At 72.2% G+C, this 17523-nt stretch carries 17 protein-coding genes; 3 read left to right on the forward strand and 14 right to left on the reverse strand.

The window, feature by feature from the left end:
* Positions 1 to 154: 154 nt before the first annotated feature.
* The 3 genes from NZH93_RS15530 (at position 155) to NZH93_RS15540 (ending at position 2666) form a co-directional block, all read left to right on the forward strand.
* Positions 155 to 1081, forward strand: coding sequence for a TAXI family TRAP transporter solute-binding subunit (locus NZH93_RS15530; RefSeq protein WP_259623768.1), 927 nt, complete (start codon positions 155 to 157; stop codon positions 1079 to 1081).
* A gap of 114 nt (positions 1082 to 1195) precedes the next feature.
* Positions 1196 to 1768 carry an RNA polymerase sigma factor gene (locus NZH93_RS15535; RefSeq protein WP_259623769.1) on the forward strand — a complete coding sequence of 191 codons (573 nt, stop codon included), beginning with the start codon at positions 1196 to 1198 and terminating at the stop codon, positions 1766 to 1768.
* A complete protein-coding gene (locus NZH93_RS15540; RefSeq protein WP_259623770.1) occupies positions 1761 to 2666 on the forward strand; it encodes a CU044_5270 family protein in 906 nt (301 codons plus the stop codon). Before NZH93_RS15535 ends, NZH93_RS15540 begins: the two co-directional genes overlap by 8 nt.
* A 48-nt stretch (positions 2667 to 2714) precedes the next feature.
* Here NZH93_RS15540 and NZH93_RS15545 read toward each other — a convergent pair whose 3' ends face one another.
* The 14 genes from NZH93_RS15545 to NZH93_RS15610 form a co-directional block, all read right to left on the reverse strand.
* Positions 2715 to 4073 (reverse strand): sensor histidine kinase, encoded by a 1359-nt coding sequence (locus NZH93_RS15545; protein WP_259623771.1) that lies wholly within the window; start codon positions 4071 to 4073, stop codon positions 2715 to 2717.
* Positions 4073 to 4738, reverse strand: a complete 666-nt coding sequence (locus NZH93_RS15550; protein WP_259623772.1) for a response regulator transcription factor — start codon at positions 4736 to 4738, stop codon at positions 4073 to 4075. The genes NZH93_RS15545 and NZH93_RS15550 overlap by 1 nt, the downstream gene beginning before the upstream one ends.
* Positions 4739 to 4756: 18 nt before the next feature.
* Positions 4757 to 5842, reverse strand: a complete 1086-nt coding sequence (lgt, locus tag NZH93_RS15555) for a prolipoprotein diacylglyceryl transferase (protein WP_259623773.1) — start codon at positions 5840 to 5842, stop codon at positions 4757 to 4759.
* A 72-nt stretch (positions 5843 to 5914) separates the two neighbouring features.
* The gene (locus tag NZH93_RS15560) at positions 5915 to 6361 is read right to left on the reverse strand and encodes a type II toxin-antitoxin system PemK/MazF family toxin (protein WP_259623774.1); all 447 of its coding nucleotides are present in this window, start codon (positions 6359 to 6361) and stop codon (positions 5915 to 5917) included.
* A gap of 53 nt (positions 6362 to 6414) precedes the next feature.
* Positions 6415 to 6924, reverse strand: a complete 510-nt coding sequence (locus NZH93_RS15565; protein ID WP_259623775.1) for a GNAT family N-acetyltransferase — start codon at positions 6922 to 6924, stop codon at positions 6415 to 6417.
* Positions 6925 to 7151: 227 nt separating this feature from the next.
* On the reverse strand, positions 7152 to 8270 hold the full coding sequence (locus NZH93_RS15570) for an alpha/beta hydrolase family protein (RefSeq protein WP_259623776.1): 1119 nt from the start codon (positions 8268 to 8270) through the stop codon (positions 7152 to 7154).
* 69 nt (positions 8271 to 8339) lie between these two features.
* Positions 8340 to 8987: a response regulator gene (locus tag NZH93_RS15575; RefSeq protein ID WP_259623777.1), complete on the reverse strand. Its 648-nt coding sequence runs from the start codon at positions 8985 to 8987 to the stop codon at positions 8340 to 8342.
* Positions 8984 to 10402 carry a sensor histidine kinase gene (locus NZH93_RS15580; protein WP_259623778.1) on the reverse strand — a complete coding sequence of 473 codons (1419 nt, stop codon included), beginning with the start codon at positions 10400 to 10402 and terminating at the stop codon, positions 8984 to 8986. The genes NZH93_RS15575 and NZH93_RS15580 overlap by 4 nt, the downstream gene beginning before the upstream one ends.
* 985 nt (positions 10403 to 11387) lie before the next feature.
* Complete coding sequence (locus NZH93_RS15585) at positions 11388 to 12170, reverse strand: NAD-dependent epimerase/dehydratase family protein (protein WP_259623779.1); 783 nt, start codon at positions 12168 to 12170, stop codon at positions 11388 to 11390.
* A gap of 211 nt (positions 12171 to 12381) precedes the next feature.
* Positions 12382 to 13173, reverse strand: a complete 792-nt coding sequence (gene trpA / locus NZH93_RS15590) for a tryptophan synthase subunit alpha (RefSeq protein WP_259623780.1) — start codon at positions 13171 to 13173, stop codon at positions 12382 to 12384.
* Positions 13170 to 14420 carry a tryptophan synthase subunit beta gene (trpB, locus tag NZH93_RS15595; protein WP_259623781.1) on the reverse strand — a complete coding sequence of 417 codons (1251 nt, stop codon included), beginning with the start codon at positions 14418 to 14420 and terminating at the stop codon, positions 13170 to 13172. Before trpB ends, trpA begins: the two co-directional genes overlap by 4 nt.
* Before the next feature lie 17 nt (positions 14421 to 14437).
* Complete coding sequence (trpC, locus tag NZH93_RS15600) at positions 14438 to 15247, reverse strand: indole-3-glycerol phosphate synthase TrpC (RefSeq protein ID WP_259623782.1); 810 nt, start codon at positions 15245 to 15247, stop codon at positions 14438 to 14440.
* 232 nt (positions 15248 to 15479) lie between these two features.
* Positions 15480 to 15953 (reverse strand): Trp biosynthesis-associated membrane protein, encoded by a 474-nt coding sequence (locus tag NZH93_RS15605; protein ID WP_259623783.1) that lies wholly within the window; start codon positions 15951 to 15953, stop codon positions 15480 to 15482.
* Positions 15954 to 15969: 16 nt separating this feature from the next.
* Positions 15970 to 17517 carry an anthranilate synthase component I gene (locus NZH93_RS15610; protein WP_259623784.1) on the reverse strand — a complete coding sequence of 516 codons (1548 nt, stop codon included), beginning with the start codon at positions 17515 to 17517 and terminating at the stop codon, positions 15970 to 15972.
* Between the last annotated feature and the right edge of the window lie 6 nt (positions 17518 to 17523).

The raw sequence follows: 17523 nt of genomic DNA on the forward strand, positions 1-17523 counted from the left end.
TCCTCCATGGGGGGCGGACGGCGGGATGAGTTGGTTCGTGATCCTGGGCACAGGCGCCCCGCGCAACAAGGATTCGCGCGGAAACTTGGGATTCATCTGACGTAACAACTCCGGCACGCGCCGTTCACCTGGACCGCGGCGTACGCTCCCTCCCGTGTCGCCCAGCCGTCGCACCGTGCTGCTGGCCGCCCTCGCGGCCGGTCTGCCGGTCGCCGCCTGCACGTCGACCGACGCCCCGGAACTGGCCGAGCTGGTGCTCGCGACCGGGCCGGCGGGCGCGGTGTTCCGCGAGATAGGGGGTGCGCTGGCCGCCGCGTTGGCCGACCAGCTCCCGAACACGCGGGTGGTCGCCAAGGACACCAGCGCGTCGGTGGAGAACCTCCGGCTGCTGAAGGCGGGCGAGGCCCAGCTCGGTCTGTCCTCTTTGGACTCGGTCGCGAACCTGGACGACCTGGACGGCATCAAGGCCATCGGCAGGCTGTACGACAGCTTCCTGCACCTGGTCGTCCCGGAGGCGTCGCCGATCCGGACGTTCGCCGACCTCGCGGGCCGCCGCGTCTCCCTCGGGCCGGTCGAGTCCGGCACCGAGTTCACCGCCGTGAGGCTCCTCCGGCTGCTGGGCGTGCAGGCGGTCGACGTGCGCATGGCCCACGCCGATTCCGCCAAGGAGCTGGAGAAGGGCACGATCGACGCGTTCATGGCGCTCACCGGCATCCCCACGCCCGCGATAAGCGGTCTGGTGGCCGCGCGGTTCCCGATCCGGCTGGTGCCGCTGGCCCAGGAGGCGCAGGCGCTGACGACCGAGTTCCGCGGCCCCTACGTCCCCGCCACGATCCCGGCCACGACGTACGGCGACGTGCCCGCGAACGACACCGTGTCCGTCCCGAACCTGTTGCTGGCCATCGATTCCCTGTCCGACGACGTGGTGGAGGTGGTGACCCGCACGGTGTTCACCGAGTCCGCGCGCATCGCCGCCGAACACCCCGAGGCGGGCCGGATCAACGTCCGCACCGGCATCGCCACCGGCCAGGTGCCGCTGCACCCCGGTGCCGCCCGCTGGTTCCGCTCGGTCAAGCGCTGACGGAGCCCGCTCCACGCTGATCCCCCGGTCCCGTCCACGGGGATCGCCGGTCGCCGTGAACCCGTTCGGCGAGTTCTGCCGATAGCTGGTGAGACCTCAGTCCGAAAGGCGGCCATGACACCCACCGACGCGGAGCTGATCGCGCGGTCGCGGCACGAACCGGAGCACTTCGCCGCGATCTTCGACCGGCACGCCCCGCACATCCAGCGCTACCTGGCCCGCAGGCTGGGCCGCGAAGCGGCCGACGACTCGGTGGCCGAGACGTTCCTGGTCGCGTTCGACAAGCGCCACCGCTACGACCCGGCGCACGCCGACGCGAGGCCGTGGCTCTACGGCATCGCGACCAGGCTCGTCGGCCAGCACCGGCGTGCCGAGGTCCGCCGCTATCGCCTCCTGGAGGCGGCGGGCCCGGCGCCGGACGTGACCTGCCACGCCGACCGCGTCGCCACCGACGTCACGGCGCAGGCGATGCGCGGCGCGCTGGCGACCGCGCTGGCGGCACTGTCCACACCGGACCGCGACGTGCTGCTCCTGATCGCGTGGGAGCAGCTCACCTACGAGGAGGTCGCCGCGGCGCTGGCGATTCCCGTGGGCACGGTCAGGTCCCGCCTGAACCGGGCCCGCCGCAAGGTGCGCGGAGCCCTGTCCACCACCGAGATCCCCGAGGAGCTGTTCAGCAATGGATGACCTGGCCCTGGTTCGCGACCTCGTCGACGACGCACCGCTGCCCGACCGGAGCGCACTCGCCCCGGCACGGGCCCGTCTCGTCGCGGGCATCACGGCCCCCACACCGGTGCGCCTGGTGCGCCACCGCTCGCGCTTCGCGCTGCTCGGCGGCACCACCATCGGTCTCGCGGCAGCCGTCGCCGCCGCGATCACCCTGGTCCCGCGGAACGAACAGCCACCGGCGACGGGCCCGGACGCCGTCAAGGTGCTCACCCTGGCGGCGCAGCACGTGCTGACCGCACCGCACGTCGTGCCGCGTCCGGACCAGTTCATCTACGCGCGCAGCGAAGGCCGGGAGATCTGGCAGTCGGTGGACGGCACGCGGGACGGCCGGATCGTCAACGGAGGCGGCACCCCGACGACGCTGCCCGGTTGCCGCGACGGCCGCGCACCGGTGGTGAAGGGCGACGAGGTCGTGCCGGGCGTGACCGAGGAGTGCACGCCGGAGCCCGCCTACCGGGCGGACCTGCCGACCACCGCCGACGCGATGCTCCAGTACCTGGACGACAACGCCAGCGGGGAGCCCGGCAGCGTCAACGCCAGGGGCAAGGACGTCCTCTCGCTGATCAACGAGAAGGTGCTGTCGCCGGAGTCCCGCGCGGCCCTGTTCCAGGCCGCCTCCAGGGTCCCCGGCCTGGAGGTCGTGCGCGACGTCCGCGACTCGACCGGCAAACCGGCCATCGGCATCGCCTGGCCGCGACCGCTCGGCGCCTCGCCCTCGGCACCTCCGCCCGGCAAGCCGGTGGGCTCGGGAACCATGATCCTGGTGTTCGACCCGACGACCTACGAGTACCTCGGCAGCCCGACCCGCGCGGCGGGCACGGTGACCGTCGTGGACGAGGTGGGCCAACGCCCCTGACCGTCGGGTCCGCGCGGAACCCGGTGACGTGGCGGGTTCCGCGCGCGGTCAGGCGCGCAGCCGGACCACCGCGTCGACGCCGTGCGGTTCGGCGGCGTCCAGGCGGAACTCGCCGCCCGCCGAGGTGATCAGCTCGGCGCAGATGGACAGGCCCAGGCCGGTGCCCGCGACGTTCTGGTGCTGGGTGGAGCGCCAGAAGCGGCGGACCGCCTCGGTCCGGTCCTCGTCGGACAGGCCGTCACCGTCGTCGACCACGTGCAGGTCGACCCACGGGCCGTCGGGGCGTGCGGAGATCGTCACCGACGTGCCGCCGGAGAGCTTGACCGCGTTGCCGACGAGTTCGTCCAGGACGCTGCCCAGACCGCCGGGTGGCGCCTGCACGGCCAGGCCGGAGGGGACGTCGACGGTGAACGCCAGGTCGGCCCGCTCGGTCAGCGCGCGCCAGGCGGGGACGTGGGTGGCCAGCAGGGCGTCCAGCTCGACCGGTTCGGCGGCCGAAGCGCTGTCCAGGCGGGTCGCGGCCAGTAGCGAGTCGAGGACGCGGCCCATCTCCTCGGCCTCGTCCACGGCGATGCGCTGGGCTTCGAGGCCGTCGCCGGACACGTGCGGCGCGAGGTTGTCGACCGCAAGCCGCAGGCTGGCCAGCGGGTTGCGGAGCTGGTGGGACGCGTCGGACACGAAGTCGCGCTGCCTGCGCAGGGCGCGGCTGACGACGTCGACCATGGTGTTGAACGAGCGGGCCAGCCTGCGCAGCTCCGGTGGGCCGCCGACCTCGTCGGCGCGCGTGTCCAACCGGCCTCCCGCGACGGCGGCGGTGGCCTCGTCCAGGCGGCGCACGGGACGCAGCACCCAGCGCGACATCGGCCACGCGACCAGCACGACACCCATCATCGGGATCAGGCCGACGAGCCCGAGCACACCCCACTGGCGCAGCACGGACCCGCGCAGCCGGTCGGTCGGCGAGACCGTGACGACCGCCGCGACGACCTCGCTGTCGCGGCCGACGGGCTCGACCACGACGAGCTGGGTGTCCTCCCACGGCCACACGGTCTGGTCGGTGTCACCGCGGAACCCGCCGAACGCCGCCGCCAGCCCGTCGTCCAGGGCGGGCTGGGAGAGGTCTATGGGCGGGCCGGAGTTGGCGAGGACCCGGTGGTCGGTGCCGACCAGCGCGACCGAGATGCCGTACAGGTCGTAGTAGCGCTGGAGTTCGTCGTGCAACGCCGTGAGCCGGTTGGACGCGAGCGCGTTCTCCGCGAGCGAGGCGAACCGGCTGGCGTCGCCGAGCCGGTCCAGGTACGTCTGCTGCGTCTCCCCCTGCACCACCGCGAACGCCAGCGGCACGCCCAGCGCCGCCACCAGCGCGACCAGCAGCGGCACGATGAGGACCAGCAGCCGCCGCAGCATCAGGCCTCGGTCACGCGGTAACCGACACCGCGGACGGTCTCGATTCGCACACCGTCACCGAGCTTGCCGCGCAGCGCGGCGATGTGCGTGTCCAACGTCCGTGACGGCGCCTCCCAGTGCGACTGCCACACCTGGTCGACGATCAGGTCCCGGCTGACCACCGCACCCGCTCGGCCGACGAGCAGCGCGAGCAGGTCGAACTCCTTGCGCGTCAACGACATCGGCACGTCACGGCACGTCGCGACACGGGTCGCCGCGTCGAGGACCAGCGGTCCGAACCGCAGCGACCGCTCCGACTCCGACGATGCCCGCGCGGTGCGGGTCCGCCGCAGCACGGCCTCGATGCGGGCGAGCAGCTCGGCCGTGCCGAACGGCTTCACCACGTAGTCGTCCGCGCCGGCTCGCAGGCCTAGGACGCGTTCCCGCTCCTCGCCCCTGGCGGTCACCGTGATCACCGCCGTGCCCTCGCGGCGGCGCAGCTCGCGCAGCACGTCGAGCCCGTCGCCGTCGGGCAGGCCGAGGTCGAGCAGCACCACGTCGGCGGCGGGCGCCTTCAGCGCGGCGGCGGCCGTGCCGACCCGGTGGACCTCGTAGCCCGCGTGCCGCAGAGCGGTGAGCAGCCCGCGGGCCACCCGGTCGTCATCCTCGACGACGAGTATGCGCATGACCGGATGGTAAGCGCGCTACTCCGACTTCTCCGCCGACGGCTTGTCCTCGGAGGGCTTCTCGTCGGACTTCGCGACGGCTTCGGGCTTGGTTTCCGGCACCGTCACGCTCTCCTGGTCGGCCTTGACGGGCTCGGCGGCGTCCTGCTGCTTTTCGGCGACGGTCTCGTCGGCGGTCTCGTCAGCGGCCTCGTCGGACTTGGCGGGCTTGTCGGCGTCGAGCGCCGGGATCAGCGTCAGGTCCTCGCGCGGGCCGCGGCTCTTCGCCAGGACGAACGCGACCACCGCGCCGATGAAGACGAGGACGGACACCCACACGTTGATCCGCTGGCCGAACACCAGGGTCGCCGGGTCGGTCCGCATCAGCTCGATCCAGAACCGGCCCGCCGTGTAGCCCGCGACGTAGAGCGCGAACACCCGGCCGTGCCCGAGCCGGAACCTGCGGTCCGCCCAGACGATGAGGATCGCCACGCCGACGTTCCAGAGCAGCTCGTACAGGAACGTCGGGTGCACGATGTCGATCGGCGTGTGGTCGATCGCCACGCCCGCCAGGTCGTCCTTCAGGCCGGTCGCCGGGTCGACGCGCTCGTAGATCTCCAGGCCCCACGGCAGCGTGGTGGGACCGCCGTAGAGCTCCTGGTTGAAGTAGTTGCCGAGCCTGCCGATGGCCTGCGCCAGCACGATGCCGGGCGCGAGCGCGTCGGCCATCGCGGGCAGCGGGATGCCCCGCCGCTTGCACGCGATCCAGGCGCCGACGGCACCGAGCGCGATGGCGCCCCAGATGCCGAGGCCGCCCTTCCAGATCGCCAGCGCCTCCAGCGGGTTCTTGCCCTCGCCGAAGTACTTCTGGTAGTCCGTCGCCACGTGGTACAAACGGCCGCCGACCAGGCCGAACGGCACCGCGAACACCGCGATGTCCGTCACCGCGCCCGCGGGCCCGCCGCGAGCGACGAACCGCCGCTCACCCCACCAGATCGCCACGATGATGCCCGCGATGATGCAGAGGGCGTAGGCCCGCAGCGGAATCGGGCCGAGCTGCCAGACGCCCTGCGAAGGGCTCGGGATCGTCGCCAGGAACGTGCTGGCCGCGTACGTCGTCACCACGGCGACCACCGTAGCCGGTAGCGCGTCACACCCACGTCAGAGTCCCCATTCGTTATCGCTGTGGTGCCTGCGTCAGGTCGCCCAGCCGGTGGGGTGCTGGTCGCGGACGGTCTTCCACGAGGTGGGGGCGATGCGACCGGCCTTGCGGGTGAAGGCGCGGTCGGCGAGGCGGAAGGGTTCGGAGAGGTCCACGAAGCTGTCGTGGGTCGCCTTCGGGTCCCAGGACCTGGTGGGGATGCGGAGGTGGTCGTGGCGGTCGCTCTTGTCCTGGCTGGTGATGCGGAGGACGTCGACCTTCCTGCGGTGGGTGCGGAGGACCACGCAGGGGCGGACCTTCGCGCCGTCACCGTCGCGGAAGGGGACGTCCGCCCACCAGATGTCACCCGGTTGTGGCCGGGTCAGCCACGAGTCGTCCGGGGGTGAGGACCGGAGCTTCCCCGGCTCGCGGGTCCTGCGGACGAGGAACAGGACGATGAAGGCGACCGCGGCCACGGCCGCGAGGAGGTACCAGGGGGTCATCGGTGTTCCGCTCGTCCGGGGGCTGGTGGGGACCAGTCTGACCGGTGCGCCGGTCAACGGGGTGGTGCCGCGCTCCGCTGGAACTCGGTGTACATCACGTGCAGGCCGACGCGACCCAACCGGGGGTGGTCGAACGCGCCCGGCACGGTGCCGACGACCTCGAACCCGAGCCGCCGGTACAGGTCCACCGCCGCGTGGTTGGTCTCCACCACGGCGTTGAACTGCATCCCCGCGAACCCTCGGCCCCGCGCCCAGTCCAGCACGTACCGGCACAACGCCGTCCCGACACCCCGACCACGGGACTCCCCGGCGACCATGAAGCTCGCGGTCGACACGTGCGACCCGCGACCCGGTCGGTTGGCCTGCGCGTGGGCGGTGCCGACGATCCGGTCGCCCTCGCAGGCGACGACGGTGACACCCGGCGGGCGGACCACCCACACGTCGTGCGCCTGGTCCGCCGTCATGGCCGGGTCGTAGGGGAAGGTCTCCTCGGCCCGGATGACCTCGCGGACAACGGGCCACACCTGGGGCCAGTCGGCTTCGACGAACTCCCGAACGCGCACGACCGGCACGCTACCGCTCAGGACCGTGTGGGCTGGACTGGTTTTGCGCGGGGCTGTGCCGGGGGACGTCATCCGGGCGGTACGGCCACCTCACTCGCGCAGTCCTGGACCGCAGGCCACGTCATCTGCGCGGCACCCGCTGGACCGCGCCCGCGCACCCAGCGCGGTCTGCCCCAGCCACTCGCCGCGGCCGTGGCCGTGGCGAGTGGCGTCGGCGCGGCCGGTCGTCACGGGATTAGCCGCACGTCCGGGTGGGTGGCCCGGTCGAAGATCGTGGTTTGCCTGCCGCGCAGGTGCAGGTCGAAGAACGCGGCGACGTAGGTCCGCTGCGCGGCGAGGCTCCGGTCCGGATCGATGGTGCCGATCATCGCGGTGGCGTCGCGGCCGAGTTGGGGCAGCAGCGCCTGCGCGTCGGTGAAGCTCATGTGCTCGGCGTCGGGGAGGTAGACGTCGCGCCGCCAGCCGGTCGACGCCGACCAGAACGCGCCCCAGTCGTCGCTGTGGGCGTGGTTGTGCGGGAGCCCGCTGCTCAGACCGCCGCCCATCAGCAGGAACGGCCTGCTCACCCCCAGCGTCGCGGCCTGGCCGTAGCGCGGGTCCATGCTGCCGTCGAGGTTGACGCCCGCATCCACCCTCGGGTCGGTCAGCATCGTCTCCGCGGTGGTGAAACCGCCCATCGAGTGACCGACCATGCCGACGCGCGAGAGGTCGAGCAGCGGGTTCGCCGCCAGCTCGTCGAGCACGAACCCGATGTCGCGCACCCGTTCCCGCATCACCTGGGCCGCGTCCGCGCCGGACCTCGGCAGTTCGAGCCGATCGGGGAACCGGACCGGGCTCGCCGGGGTGTGGTCGACGCTCACCACGGCGTACCCGCGGCTCACGAGGTCCTCGACGAGGGTGGTGCCGAGGAACCGCGACTGGCCGCCGCCGGGCGAGTAGAGGATGACCGGCAGACGTGCCGGGTGCTGGGCGCCCTGGTCGCCGGAGCGGTGGTGGTGCTCTTGGCGCGGGAGCGGCGTGGCCCCCGCTCGCGAGTGCGTCGTGGTCGGGGCGAACGTGCCCGCCGGGACGGCGACCTGGCGGTCGTAGAACTCCGCGACCCCGTCCGGGAAGAGGCGGGTGACCCGCCCGTTCGGCAGCGCGGGGTAGGACACCGACACCATCAGCTCACGAGGCGCGCCGGTCCACGGGTCGGTCCGGCCGCCGTCGACGAGGTGCAGTTCGCTGGTCCCCACGGGCAGCGGCCCGCTGGGGCCGGGCAGCCGCAACCCTGGGGTTTCGGCGGCTGCGGTGGTGGTGCCGGTGACCAGCACAGCCGCCACCGCCGTGATCAAGAGTTTCTTCATGCGCCCCAGCGTCGCCGCCCGCGCGGGACGGGACATCAACCCGACGGCACCGGTCGTACTGGACGAAAGTCATAGGAGCCCGGCCTCGTGGGCGACGATCGCGGCCTGCACGCGGTTCGCCACGTCGAGCCGCCGCAGGATCGACGTGACGAACACCTTCACGGTGCCCTCCACGACGTGGAGCCGACGGGCGATCTCGGCGTTGGGCAGCCCTGCCCCCAGCAGCGCGAGCACCTCCCGCTCGCGCGGCGTCAAGCCCTCGACGCGCCCGCGAGCCCGCTCGGCGCGGGCCATCCGATCGCCACCGACCTGCTGGATCACCCGGTGCGCGACCTTCGGCGACAGGAACGCGGCCCCCTCCGCCACCGCCCGGATGCCCGCGAACAACTCCCTCGGATCCCCGGTCTTGAGGAGGAAGCCGCGCGCACCACCCGCTAGCGCCGCGGCGATGTGCGCGTCCGCGGAGAACGTCGTGAGCATCAGCACGCCCGCCTCCGGCACGGTCCTGGTCAGCTCGGCAGCGGCGGCGAGCCCGTCGAGCACCGGCATGGCGATGTCCAGCAGGACCACGTCCGGCCGGTGCGCGAGAGCCAACTCGACGGCCGTCCGCCCGTTGTCCGCCTCCGCCACGACCTCGATCTCCGCGTCGGCCGCGAGCACCGCCCTGATACCGGCGCGCACCAGCGGTTCGTCATCGGCCAGGAGCACCCGGATCACCGACGGCTCCTCGGGACGGTCTCCTTGAGCACGAGCCGGTCGTCGGCGAAGCAGAGCCGGTAGAACAGCCGGTCGTCGGTCTGCACGGTGGCCCAGTAGTGCGCGCACCCCGCCCCGCCCGGCGGCGCGGGCAGCGCGCGTTCGGGATCACCCAGGATCTGGAAGCGGGGCAGCACAGCCACGACGTCCTCCCGTTGCTGTCCTATGTGGAGGCTCTGGTAGCTGCCGTCGTCGAGGCGGTTGGCGGAGCCGACGAACGCGTACAACGCCAACCCCACCACGACGACGACACCGGCGGCGAGCAACGGCACCCGCACCAGCCGCCACACCCGAGGCCGTTCCCGATCACGGCGCTCGGCGACGTCGTGCGACACCAAGGCGCTAAGCACGAACCGCCCGTCCCGCACACCTGCGTCCAGCTCGCCGACCTCGTCACGCAACGCCGCCAGCCCACTCCCGTTGCCGCTGCGGACTTTCCCGTCGACGAGCCCGTTCTCGACAACGACCGTGGTGCGCCCGGCGCCGTTCGTGATCCGCACGACGACAGCCTCACCGGCCGCGTGCCGCGCGGCGTTGGTGAGCCCTTCCCGCACGACCCGGTGCACGACCGCGGCGACCGACACCACCGCGGGCGCGGGCATGTCCAACTCGACGACCTGCCCGGCCGCGGTGGCCCGACCGACGAGCGCCACGACGTCGGTGTCCTCCGGCGCCCCGAGCACACCCACGATCCGATGCAACCGCTCGGTCGCGGCAGCGACACCGGCACGCACCTCACCAGCCTGCGCCCGAACCCGCTCGTCAAGTCCCGGCGCCACTTCGAGCGCCGCGGCGTGCAGCGCGACCAGCCCCAACTCGAACCCCAGCGAGTCGTGCATCTCGCGAGCGATCCGGTCACGTTCCACCAACGCCGCGCGAGCGACCCCCGCCGCGTGCAGTTCGAGCCGCTGCCTGCGGTAGCGGCCCGCGAGCCACGGCACCCCGACGACGACCGCCAGGATGAGGACAAGCACGAACCAGTCGTAAAGCCCGAAGAGCACACCAAACCCACCGCGCTCCCGGACGTCCACCGCCATGCCAACCGGCAACCCGGCGAGCACCACACCCGCCACCGCCATGCCGACCAACCGCGCCTCGCCAGGGCCGCGTCCGGTCAGGTACCCGAACACCGCCGCGGCCAGGAACGGCCAGAGCCGGACCGGACTGGTCGCCACCGGCGAAAGCACCAGTGCCGGGATCGCGGCGGCGGCCGTCGCGAGTGCCAGCACCGGGAGCGGGAACCGGTCGAACACCACTACCGCCGCGCCCACCAGCGCCAGGCTGAGCAGCAGTTCGACTGGGCGGTGGGCCAGTTCCGCGGCGGCGGGGACGGCGATGAGCAGCCACGGTAGGGCTCTCCCCCGCCATCGGCTCACCGGCACTCCGCGACACGTTCGACAAGACCAACGACACCCGACCCTACCGCCGCGAACGGTGGGCACCTCCGATCAGGTGGGCGGCGGGGTGAGGGTGGGGATGGGGAGGGGGATGGGGGAAGTTGATCTTGGGTGGGTGGGTGGGTGGGCGGCGGTGGGGGTGTGGGTGTGGGGTTTCGGCTTCCGGCGTTCGGGAGGTCGGGCTGGGAGGGCGGGTGGGTAGATCGGGCTGGAAGGGCGAGCGAAGGCAAGTCGGGAGGGCGGGAGGGCGGGAGGGCGGGCAGGGAGGGCTGGATGAGGTGGCGGTGTGAGGTGTGAGGGGCGAGGGGCGAGGGGCGAGGGGCGAGGGGCGAGGGAAGTGGCTCTTGCGCGGGCAGGCAGTGGTGGGGGCGCGGGGTTTCGACTTCCGGCGCTCGCGAGGCCGGGTCGGGAGGACAGGGGGATAGCGGTGTGGGGAGGTCGGGCGGAGAGGGCGAGCCGGAAGGGCAGGCGGGAAGGGCGAGCGGGGTGGTGTGTGGGGGCGAGGAAAGTGGATCTTGGGTGGGCTGGGAGGGGTGGGGGTGTGAGGTTTCGGCTTTTGGCGCTCGCGAGGTCGGGTTGGGAGGGGGTGGCTGGCGAGCACGAAAGCCGCGTTGTGCGGGTGCTGGCCGGTTGCGGCTCCTTGCGTGGGTTGGCGATCGTGCCCTGGAAGTAGGGAAGGCACGAGAAGTGGAACTTGGGTAGGTGGGGTGGTGCTGTGGGTGTGTGGGGCTCGAATTCCGGCGCTCGCGAGGTCAGGTTGGGCGGGCTCGGACGCTAGGGCGTGGCGAGTGTCGGCCGGTTGTGACTCCTTGGCGTGGGTTGGGGATCGTGGCTTGGCGGCAGGGATCGGAGGCCGGCTCGCGTCGTTGGCGGGGAGCGGTGGGCTGGGTTGGGCGGTGGTCGAGTTGGGTGCTGGCCACTGGTGGGATGGGGGACGGTGGTGGGGTGGGGCTGGGTGGTTGGGTTAGTTGAGGGGCAGGTGGGGGAGGGTGTAGTTCGGGCCTGCGTAGGTGCCGCCCTGGACGCCGTTGAAGTCGCCTGCGACGCCGTACGTTTCCGCGTTGTCGACCGGTGTGTAGCCGAGTGCGGTTGAGAGGGCCCAGAAGCGGTTGGTGTTGGCCGATACCGCGTACGCCGTTTCGAAGTGCAGGTTCGGGGTGGTCAGGGCGGCGTTGACGAAGCCGGTGCAGTCGCGTGGGCTGAGCCAGGTGGCGCGGTGGCGGGGTTCTGAGGGTGCCGCCTCGAAGCTGCCGATGCGCAGGCAGACGACTGAGACGCCGAACTTGTCGGCGTACAGCCTGGCCAGGGCTTCCATCGCCACCTTGCTGACGCCGTACAGGCCGTCCGGGCGTGGGATGTCGGTTGGGGAGACCACCTGCGTCGTGGGGTAGAAGCCGGTCAGCCTGTTGCTGCTCGCCAGCACCACGCGGCGCAGGCCGTGAACGCGGGCGGCCTCCAGTACGTGGTGGGTGCCCAGGACGTTGCTGGTCAGCAGGTCCGGGAGCGGAGCCTCGTCCGGGATGCCACCCAGGTGGACCACGGCGTCCGCGCCCTCCAGTGCCGCGAGCACCGCGGACTGGTCGCGCACGTCCAGGACCAGCGACTCCTCAGCTCCCCCAAGGTCGGCGACCTCCACCAGGTCGGCCAGCACGACCCGGCTCGCCACGCCACGCAGCCCAGCTCGGACCGCACGGGCTACCTGACCTGCGGCGCCCGTCACCACGACGGTTCCCAATTCGGAGTTCATGGCCGGAACCCTGCCGGCCGCGCAGCAGCAGGACGACGACGGGGACCAAGAGCAGCAGGAGCAGCGGTGTGGTGTTCATGGGTCCACTGTCCGCAGGGGGTCCGACAATTTCGGGCCTTTTTTCGGGCTGCTCGTGGTTGTTCACCCGATCGGGGTTCGGACAGCGGAGAACGCCGCCCCCGCACAACCCTGGGACGGCGTTCTCGGCTGGTCAGGCAGGTGCTACCGCGCTCCGAACGCCGGTGGCGAGGTCCTCGGTCAGCGCGCGGACCGCCGCGGGGCTGTCCGCCGCGGCCGTCACGAAGGCCGAGCCGACGATCACGCCGTCGGCGAACGCGGCCAGTTCCGCCGCCTGGGCGCCCGAACGGACGCCGAGGCCGACGCCCACCGGCATGTCGGTGTGCTCGCGCACCCGCTTGACCAGCTCGGGCGCGAGGTTGGAGACGACGTCGCGGGCTCCGGTGACACCCATGACCGACGTGGCGTAGAGGAAACCGCGCGAGGACTTCGAGGTCAGGTCGATGCGCTCCTCGGTGGAGGACGGCGCGACCAGGAAGATGCGGTCCAGGTCGTGCTCGTCCGAGGCGGCGATCCAGTCCGCGGCCTCGTCCGGCACCAGGTCGGGCGTGATCAGGCCCAGACCGCCGGCCGCCGCGAGGTCGCGGGCGAACCTCTCAACGCCGTACCGGAGGACCGGGTTCCAGTAGGTCATCACGACGGCTTTGCCACCCGCGGCGGCCACGGACTCGACCACACCGAACAGGTCGCGCACCCGGAACCCGGCGCGCAGCGCCTGTTCCGCCGCCACCTGGATGGTCGGGCCGTCCATCACCGGGTCGGAGAACGGGAGGCCGACCTCCACGAGGTCGCAGCCGGAGTCGACCATGGTGCGGAGGGTGTCCTTCGAGCCCTCCACGGTCGGGTACCCGGCGGGCAGGTAGCCGATCAGGGCCGCACGCCCCTCCGCGCGGCACCGGTCGAAGACCGGATCCAGCCTGCTCATCGCGTTTCCCCCTCGACGCCCAAGCCGAACCACTTCACGGCGGTGTCCATGTCCTTGTCGCCGCGGCCGGACAGGTTCACCAGGATCACGGCGTCCTCGCCCAGTTCGCGACCGATCTGCATCGCGCCCGCGAGGGCGTGCGACGACTCGATGGCCGGGATGATGCCCTCGGTGCGCGAGAGCAGGGCGAACGCCTCCATCGCCTCGGCGTCGGTCACGGGCCGGTACTCGGCGCGGCCGATGTCCTTGAGGTGGGAGTGCTCGGGGCCAACGCCGGGGTAGTCCAGGCCTGCCGAGATCGAGTGGGCCTCGGTGATCTGGCCGTCCTCGTCCTGCATCACGTACGACATGGCGCCGTGCAGCGAGCCGGGCAGGCCCTTGGTGAGCGTGGCGCCGTGCCGGTCGGTGTCGATGCCGTCGCCGCCGGGCTCCAGGCCGACCAGCCGGACGGCCGGGTCGTCGATGAAGCCGTGGAAGATGCCGATGGCGTTCGAGCCGCCGCCGACGCACGCCGCGACGACGTCGGGCAGGCGGCCGATCTGCTCCAGGATCTGGATGCGCGCCTCGATGCCGATGACGCGGTGGAAGTCGCGCACCAGCAGCGGGAACGGGTGCGGGCCCGCGGCGGTGCCGAGCAGGTAGTGCGTGTCGTCGACGTTGGCGACCCAGTCGCGCAGCGCCTCGTTGATCGCGTCCTTCAACGTGCGCGAACCGGTCTTGACCGGGATGACCTCGGCACCGAGCAGGCGCATCCTGGCGACGTTCAACGCCTGCCGCTCGGTGTCGACCTCGCCCATGTAGACGACGCAGTCGAGGTCCATCAGCGCGCACGCGGTCGCGGTCGCGACGCCGTGCTGGCCGGCGCCGGTCTCCGCGATCACCCGCTTCTTGCCCATGCGCTTGGTGAGCAGCGCCTGGCCCAGCACGTTGTTGATCTTGTGCGAACCGGTGTGGTTCAGGTCCTCCCGCTTGAGGAAGACCCGCGCCCCGCCCGCGTGCCGCGAGAACTTCTTGGCCTCGGTCAGCAGCGACGGGCGGTTCGCGTAGTCCTTGAGCAGCCGGGCGAACTCGGCGAGGAACTCCGGGTCGACGCGCGCCTTCTCGTAGAAGACGGACAGCTCGTCGACCGCCGCGATGAGCGCCTCCGGCATGTACCGACCGCCCCAGGGGCCGAAGTGCCCCCGCTCGTCCGGGTCGTGCGGTGTGGGTGCGAACTGGCCGCTCCCCACGGTGCCGGTTGGCGACATGCGCTCCTCCAGAGTGCTCAGCGGCTTGGTCGCGGGCAGGCGGGGTGCGACCCCGCCGTCACGAGCTTGTTCACGGCGACCTTCGGGTCCGGGGCGGTGACCAGGCCTTCGCCCACCAGCACCGCGTCGGCCCCGTGGCCCGCGTACGACATGAGGTCACCAGGACCGCGAACGCCGGACTCGGCGATCTTGATCGTCTCGAACGGGAGCCCCGGCGCGATGCGCCCGAACGTGTCCCGGTCGACCTCGAGGGTGTGCAGGTTGCGCGCGTTGACGCCGATCACGCTCGCGCCCGCCTCCAGCGCGCGGTCGGCCTCCTCGGCCGTGTGCACCTCGACGAGCGCGGTCATGCCCAGCGACTCGACCCGGTCCAGCAGCGCGATCAGCGCGTTCTGCTCCAACGCCGCCACGATCAGCAGCACCAGGTCCGCGCCGTGCAGGCGCGCCTCGTGCACCTGGTACGGGCTGACGATGAAGTCCTTGCGCAGCAACGGGATCTTCACCGCCGCGCGGACCGCGTCGAAGTCCGCGAGCGACCCGCCGAAGCGACGGCCCTCGGTCAGCACGCTGATCACGCTCGCGCCACCGGCCTCGTACGCCACGGCCAGGTCCGCCGGCTCCGGAATCGCGGCCAGGTCGCCCTTGGACGGGCTGCGGCGCTTCACCTCGGCGATGACGCCGACGGCCGGGGCCCGCAGGATCGACATCACGTCCTGGGGCGGCGCGACCTTCGTGGTGCGCGCGCGCAGCTCGGGAAACGGAAGAGCGGCCTCGCGGACGGCGAGGTCCTCACGAACGCCTTCGATGATCGATTCGAGAACGGTCACCCGGACACCTCGCACTTGCTCGCCGGCCCGGTATTCGGTGCCTCACTGCCAACTACCTCGGTCGCAAGTTCGCACACGTCACGATCCCCTTCCCGCCGCATGGATGCTAACCCCGCCGGACAACCCGACCGGCCACCGGGGTGGCGCGATCGGGGCAGCTCGGCAAGGCACCTACGGGTACGACGTGCGCGAACGTGCGGTGCAGGCGTGTCAGCACCTCGTCAGTCACGGGTCAGCCCCGATCGGTCGGGTCGTCGCCGCGTTCCAGCGCGCGCCACAGGTCCTTGTCGGGGTCCGAGGCCCCCTTCGCCGCGGCGGGCGTCTGGTAGCTGCCGCCCAGGCGCGGCATGGCCTGCCCGCGCACCAGCAGCACCACGCCCGCGCCGACCACGAGCAGCGCCCCGAGCACCGCCAAGGCCTTCGGCGGCACGGTCCCCGGCGCCGCGACCACGACCCACGCCGCACCAAGGCCCACGGCCAGCACGACGCCGCCCAGCACCCGCCGCACCCAGCCCGACAGGGCCACCACGGCGGCCACGGCGGTCGCGCTGAGCACGGCCAGCGGCACCAGCCCCGGCGCGACGTCCGCGCCCGACCTGGCGGCCGTGGTGGCCGCCGCACCCGGCCGTTCCACGGCCTCCGTGACCCACGTCAGCCCCGACGCGCCCCACAGCGCGAGCGCTCCCAGCAGCAGCAGGAGCACCACGATCCACAGTGGACGCTTAAACACTCGTCGGGCTCGCAGCCGGCCTCATCGTCTGCGCGGTGGCGATGGCGGACAGGACGGCCCCGGCCTTGTTCAGGCACTCGTTGTCCTCGGAGACCGGGTCGGAGTCGGCCACGATCCCACCTCCCGCCTGCACGTACGCCACGCCGTCGCGCACCAGCGCCGTCCGGATGGCGATGGCAGTGTCCGCGTCGCCCGCGAAGTCCAGGTAGCCGACGACGCCGCCGTAGAGGCCGCGCCGGGTCGGTTCCAGCTCCTCGATCAGCTCCATCGCACGGGGCTTCGGCGCGCCGGACAGGGTGCCCGCCGGGAAGCAGGCCGCGACCGCGTCGTACGCCGTCTTCCCCTCCGCCAGTTCACCCGTCACGGTGGACACGATGTGCATGACGTGGCTGTACTTCTCGACCTTGAAGAACTCCAGGACCGTCACGGAACCGGGCTTGCAGACGCGGCCCAGGTCGTTGCGGCCCAGGTCGACGAGCATGAGGTGCTCGGCGCGCTCCTTCTCGTCGGAGAGGAGGTCCTTCTGCAAGAGGGCGTCCTCCTCCTCGTCGACACCCCTCCAGCGGGTGCCCGCGATCGGGTGGGTCGTCGCCTTGCCGTCGCGGACCGTCACCAGCGACTCGGGGCTGCACCCGACGATGTCGAAGCCCTCCAGTCGCAGCAGGTACATGTACGGGCTGGGGTTGGACGTGCGCAGCACGCGGTAGATGTCCAGCGGGTCGGCGTCCGTGCGCATCTCGAACCGCTGCGACAGCACGACCTGGAACGCCTCGCCCGCGCGGATCGCGGCCTTGGCCTTCTCGATGACCTCGTGGTGCTCCTGCGGCGTGCGCCGACGGGTGAACTCCGGCCGCTGACGGGTGAACACGGCGGCCGTCGGCGGCGCCGGGTTTTGCAGGTCCAGCGTCATCTGCTCGAGCCGCGCCACGGCGTCGTCGTACGCGGCGTCGATGTTGTCCGGCGAGTCGTCCCAGTTCAGGGCGTTCGCGATGAGCGTGACGGTGCCCTCGTGGTGGTCGAGCGCGGCCAGGTCGGTGGCCAGCAGCATCACCAGTTCGGGGACCTTCAGGTCGTCCTCGGCCAGCGTCGGCAGCTTCTCCAGCCTGCGCACGGCGTCGTAGCCGATGTAGCCGACCAGGCCGCCGGTGAGCGGCGGCATGCCGGGCATGCGGTCGGTGCGCAGCACCTCGATGGTCTCGCGCAGCGCCTGGAGCGGGTCGCCACCCTCGGGCAGGCCGACCGGGCGCGTGCCCGTCCAGTACGCCTCGCCGCCGGTGGCCGTGAGCGCGGCCGAGGAGCGCGCGCCGACGAACGACCAGCGCGCCCACGACCGGCCGTTCTCGGCGGATTCCAGCAGGAACGTGCCCGGCCGGTCGTCCGCGAGCTTGCGGTAGAGCCCGACGGGCGTCTCCGCGTCGGCTAGGAGCCGTCGGATGACCGGGATGACCCGGCGATCGGCGGCGAGCTCGCGGAATTCCTCACGGGTGGGGCTGATGTCGCCCAGACCCGAGCCTGCACCGGCTCCGATGACGCTGACCATCCGGCC

This window comes from Umezawaea endophytica (assembly GCF_025061645.1).
GTDB classification, from domain to species: Bacteria; Actinomycetota; Actinomycetes; order Mycobacteriales; family Pseudonocardiaceae; genus Umezawaea; species Umezawaea endophytica.

Coding starts and splice junctions, on each gene's coding strand:
- NZH93_RS15535 (WP_259623769.1), top strand. CDS start 1,196: ATGACACCCACCGACGCGGAGCTGATCGCGCGGTCGCGGCACGAACCG.
- NZH93_RS15540 (WP_259623770.1), top strand. CDS start 1,761: ATGGATGACCTGGCCCTGGTTCGCGACCTCGTCGACGACGCACCGCTG.
- NZH93_RS15545 (WP_259623771.1), bottom strand. CDS start 4,073: ATGCTGCGGCGGCTGCTGGTCCTCATCGTGCCGCTGCTGGTCGCGCTG.
- NZH93_RS15550 (WP_259623772.1), bottom strand. CDS start 4,738: ATGCGCATACTCGTCGTCGAGGATGACGACCGGGTGGCCCGCGGGCTG.
- NZH93_RS15560 (WP_259623774.1), bottom strand. CDS start 6,361: ATGACCCCCTGGTACCTCCTCGCGGCCGTGGCCGCGGTCGCCTTCATC.
- NZH93_RS15570 (WP_259623776.1), bottom strand. CDS start 8,270: ATGAAGAAACTCTTGATCACGGCGGTGGCGGCTGTGCTGGTCACCGGC.
- NZH93_RS15585 (WP_259623779.1), bottom strand. CDS start 12,170: ATGAACTCCGAATTGGGAACCGTCGTGGTGACGGGCGCCGCAGGTCAG.
- trpA (WP_259623780.1), bottom strand. CDS start 13,173: ATGAGCAGGCTGGATCCGGTCTTCGACCGGTGCCGCGCGGAGGGGCGT.
- trpB (WP_259623781.1), bottom strand. CDS start 14,420: ATGTCGCCAACCGGCACCGTGGGGAGCGGCCAGTTCGCACCCACACCG.
- NZH93_RS15610 (WP_259623784.1), bottom strand. CDS start 17,517: ATGGTCAGCGTCATCGGAGCCGGTGCAGGCTCGGGTCTGGGCGACATC.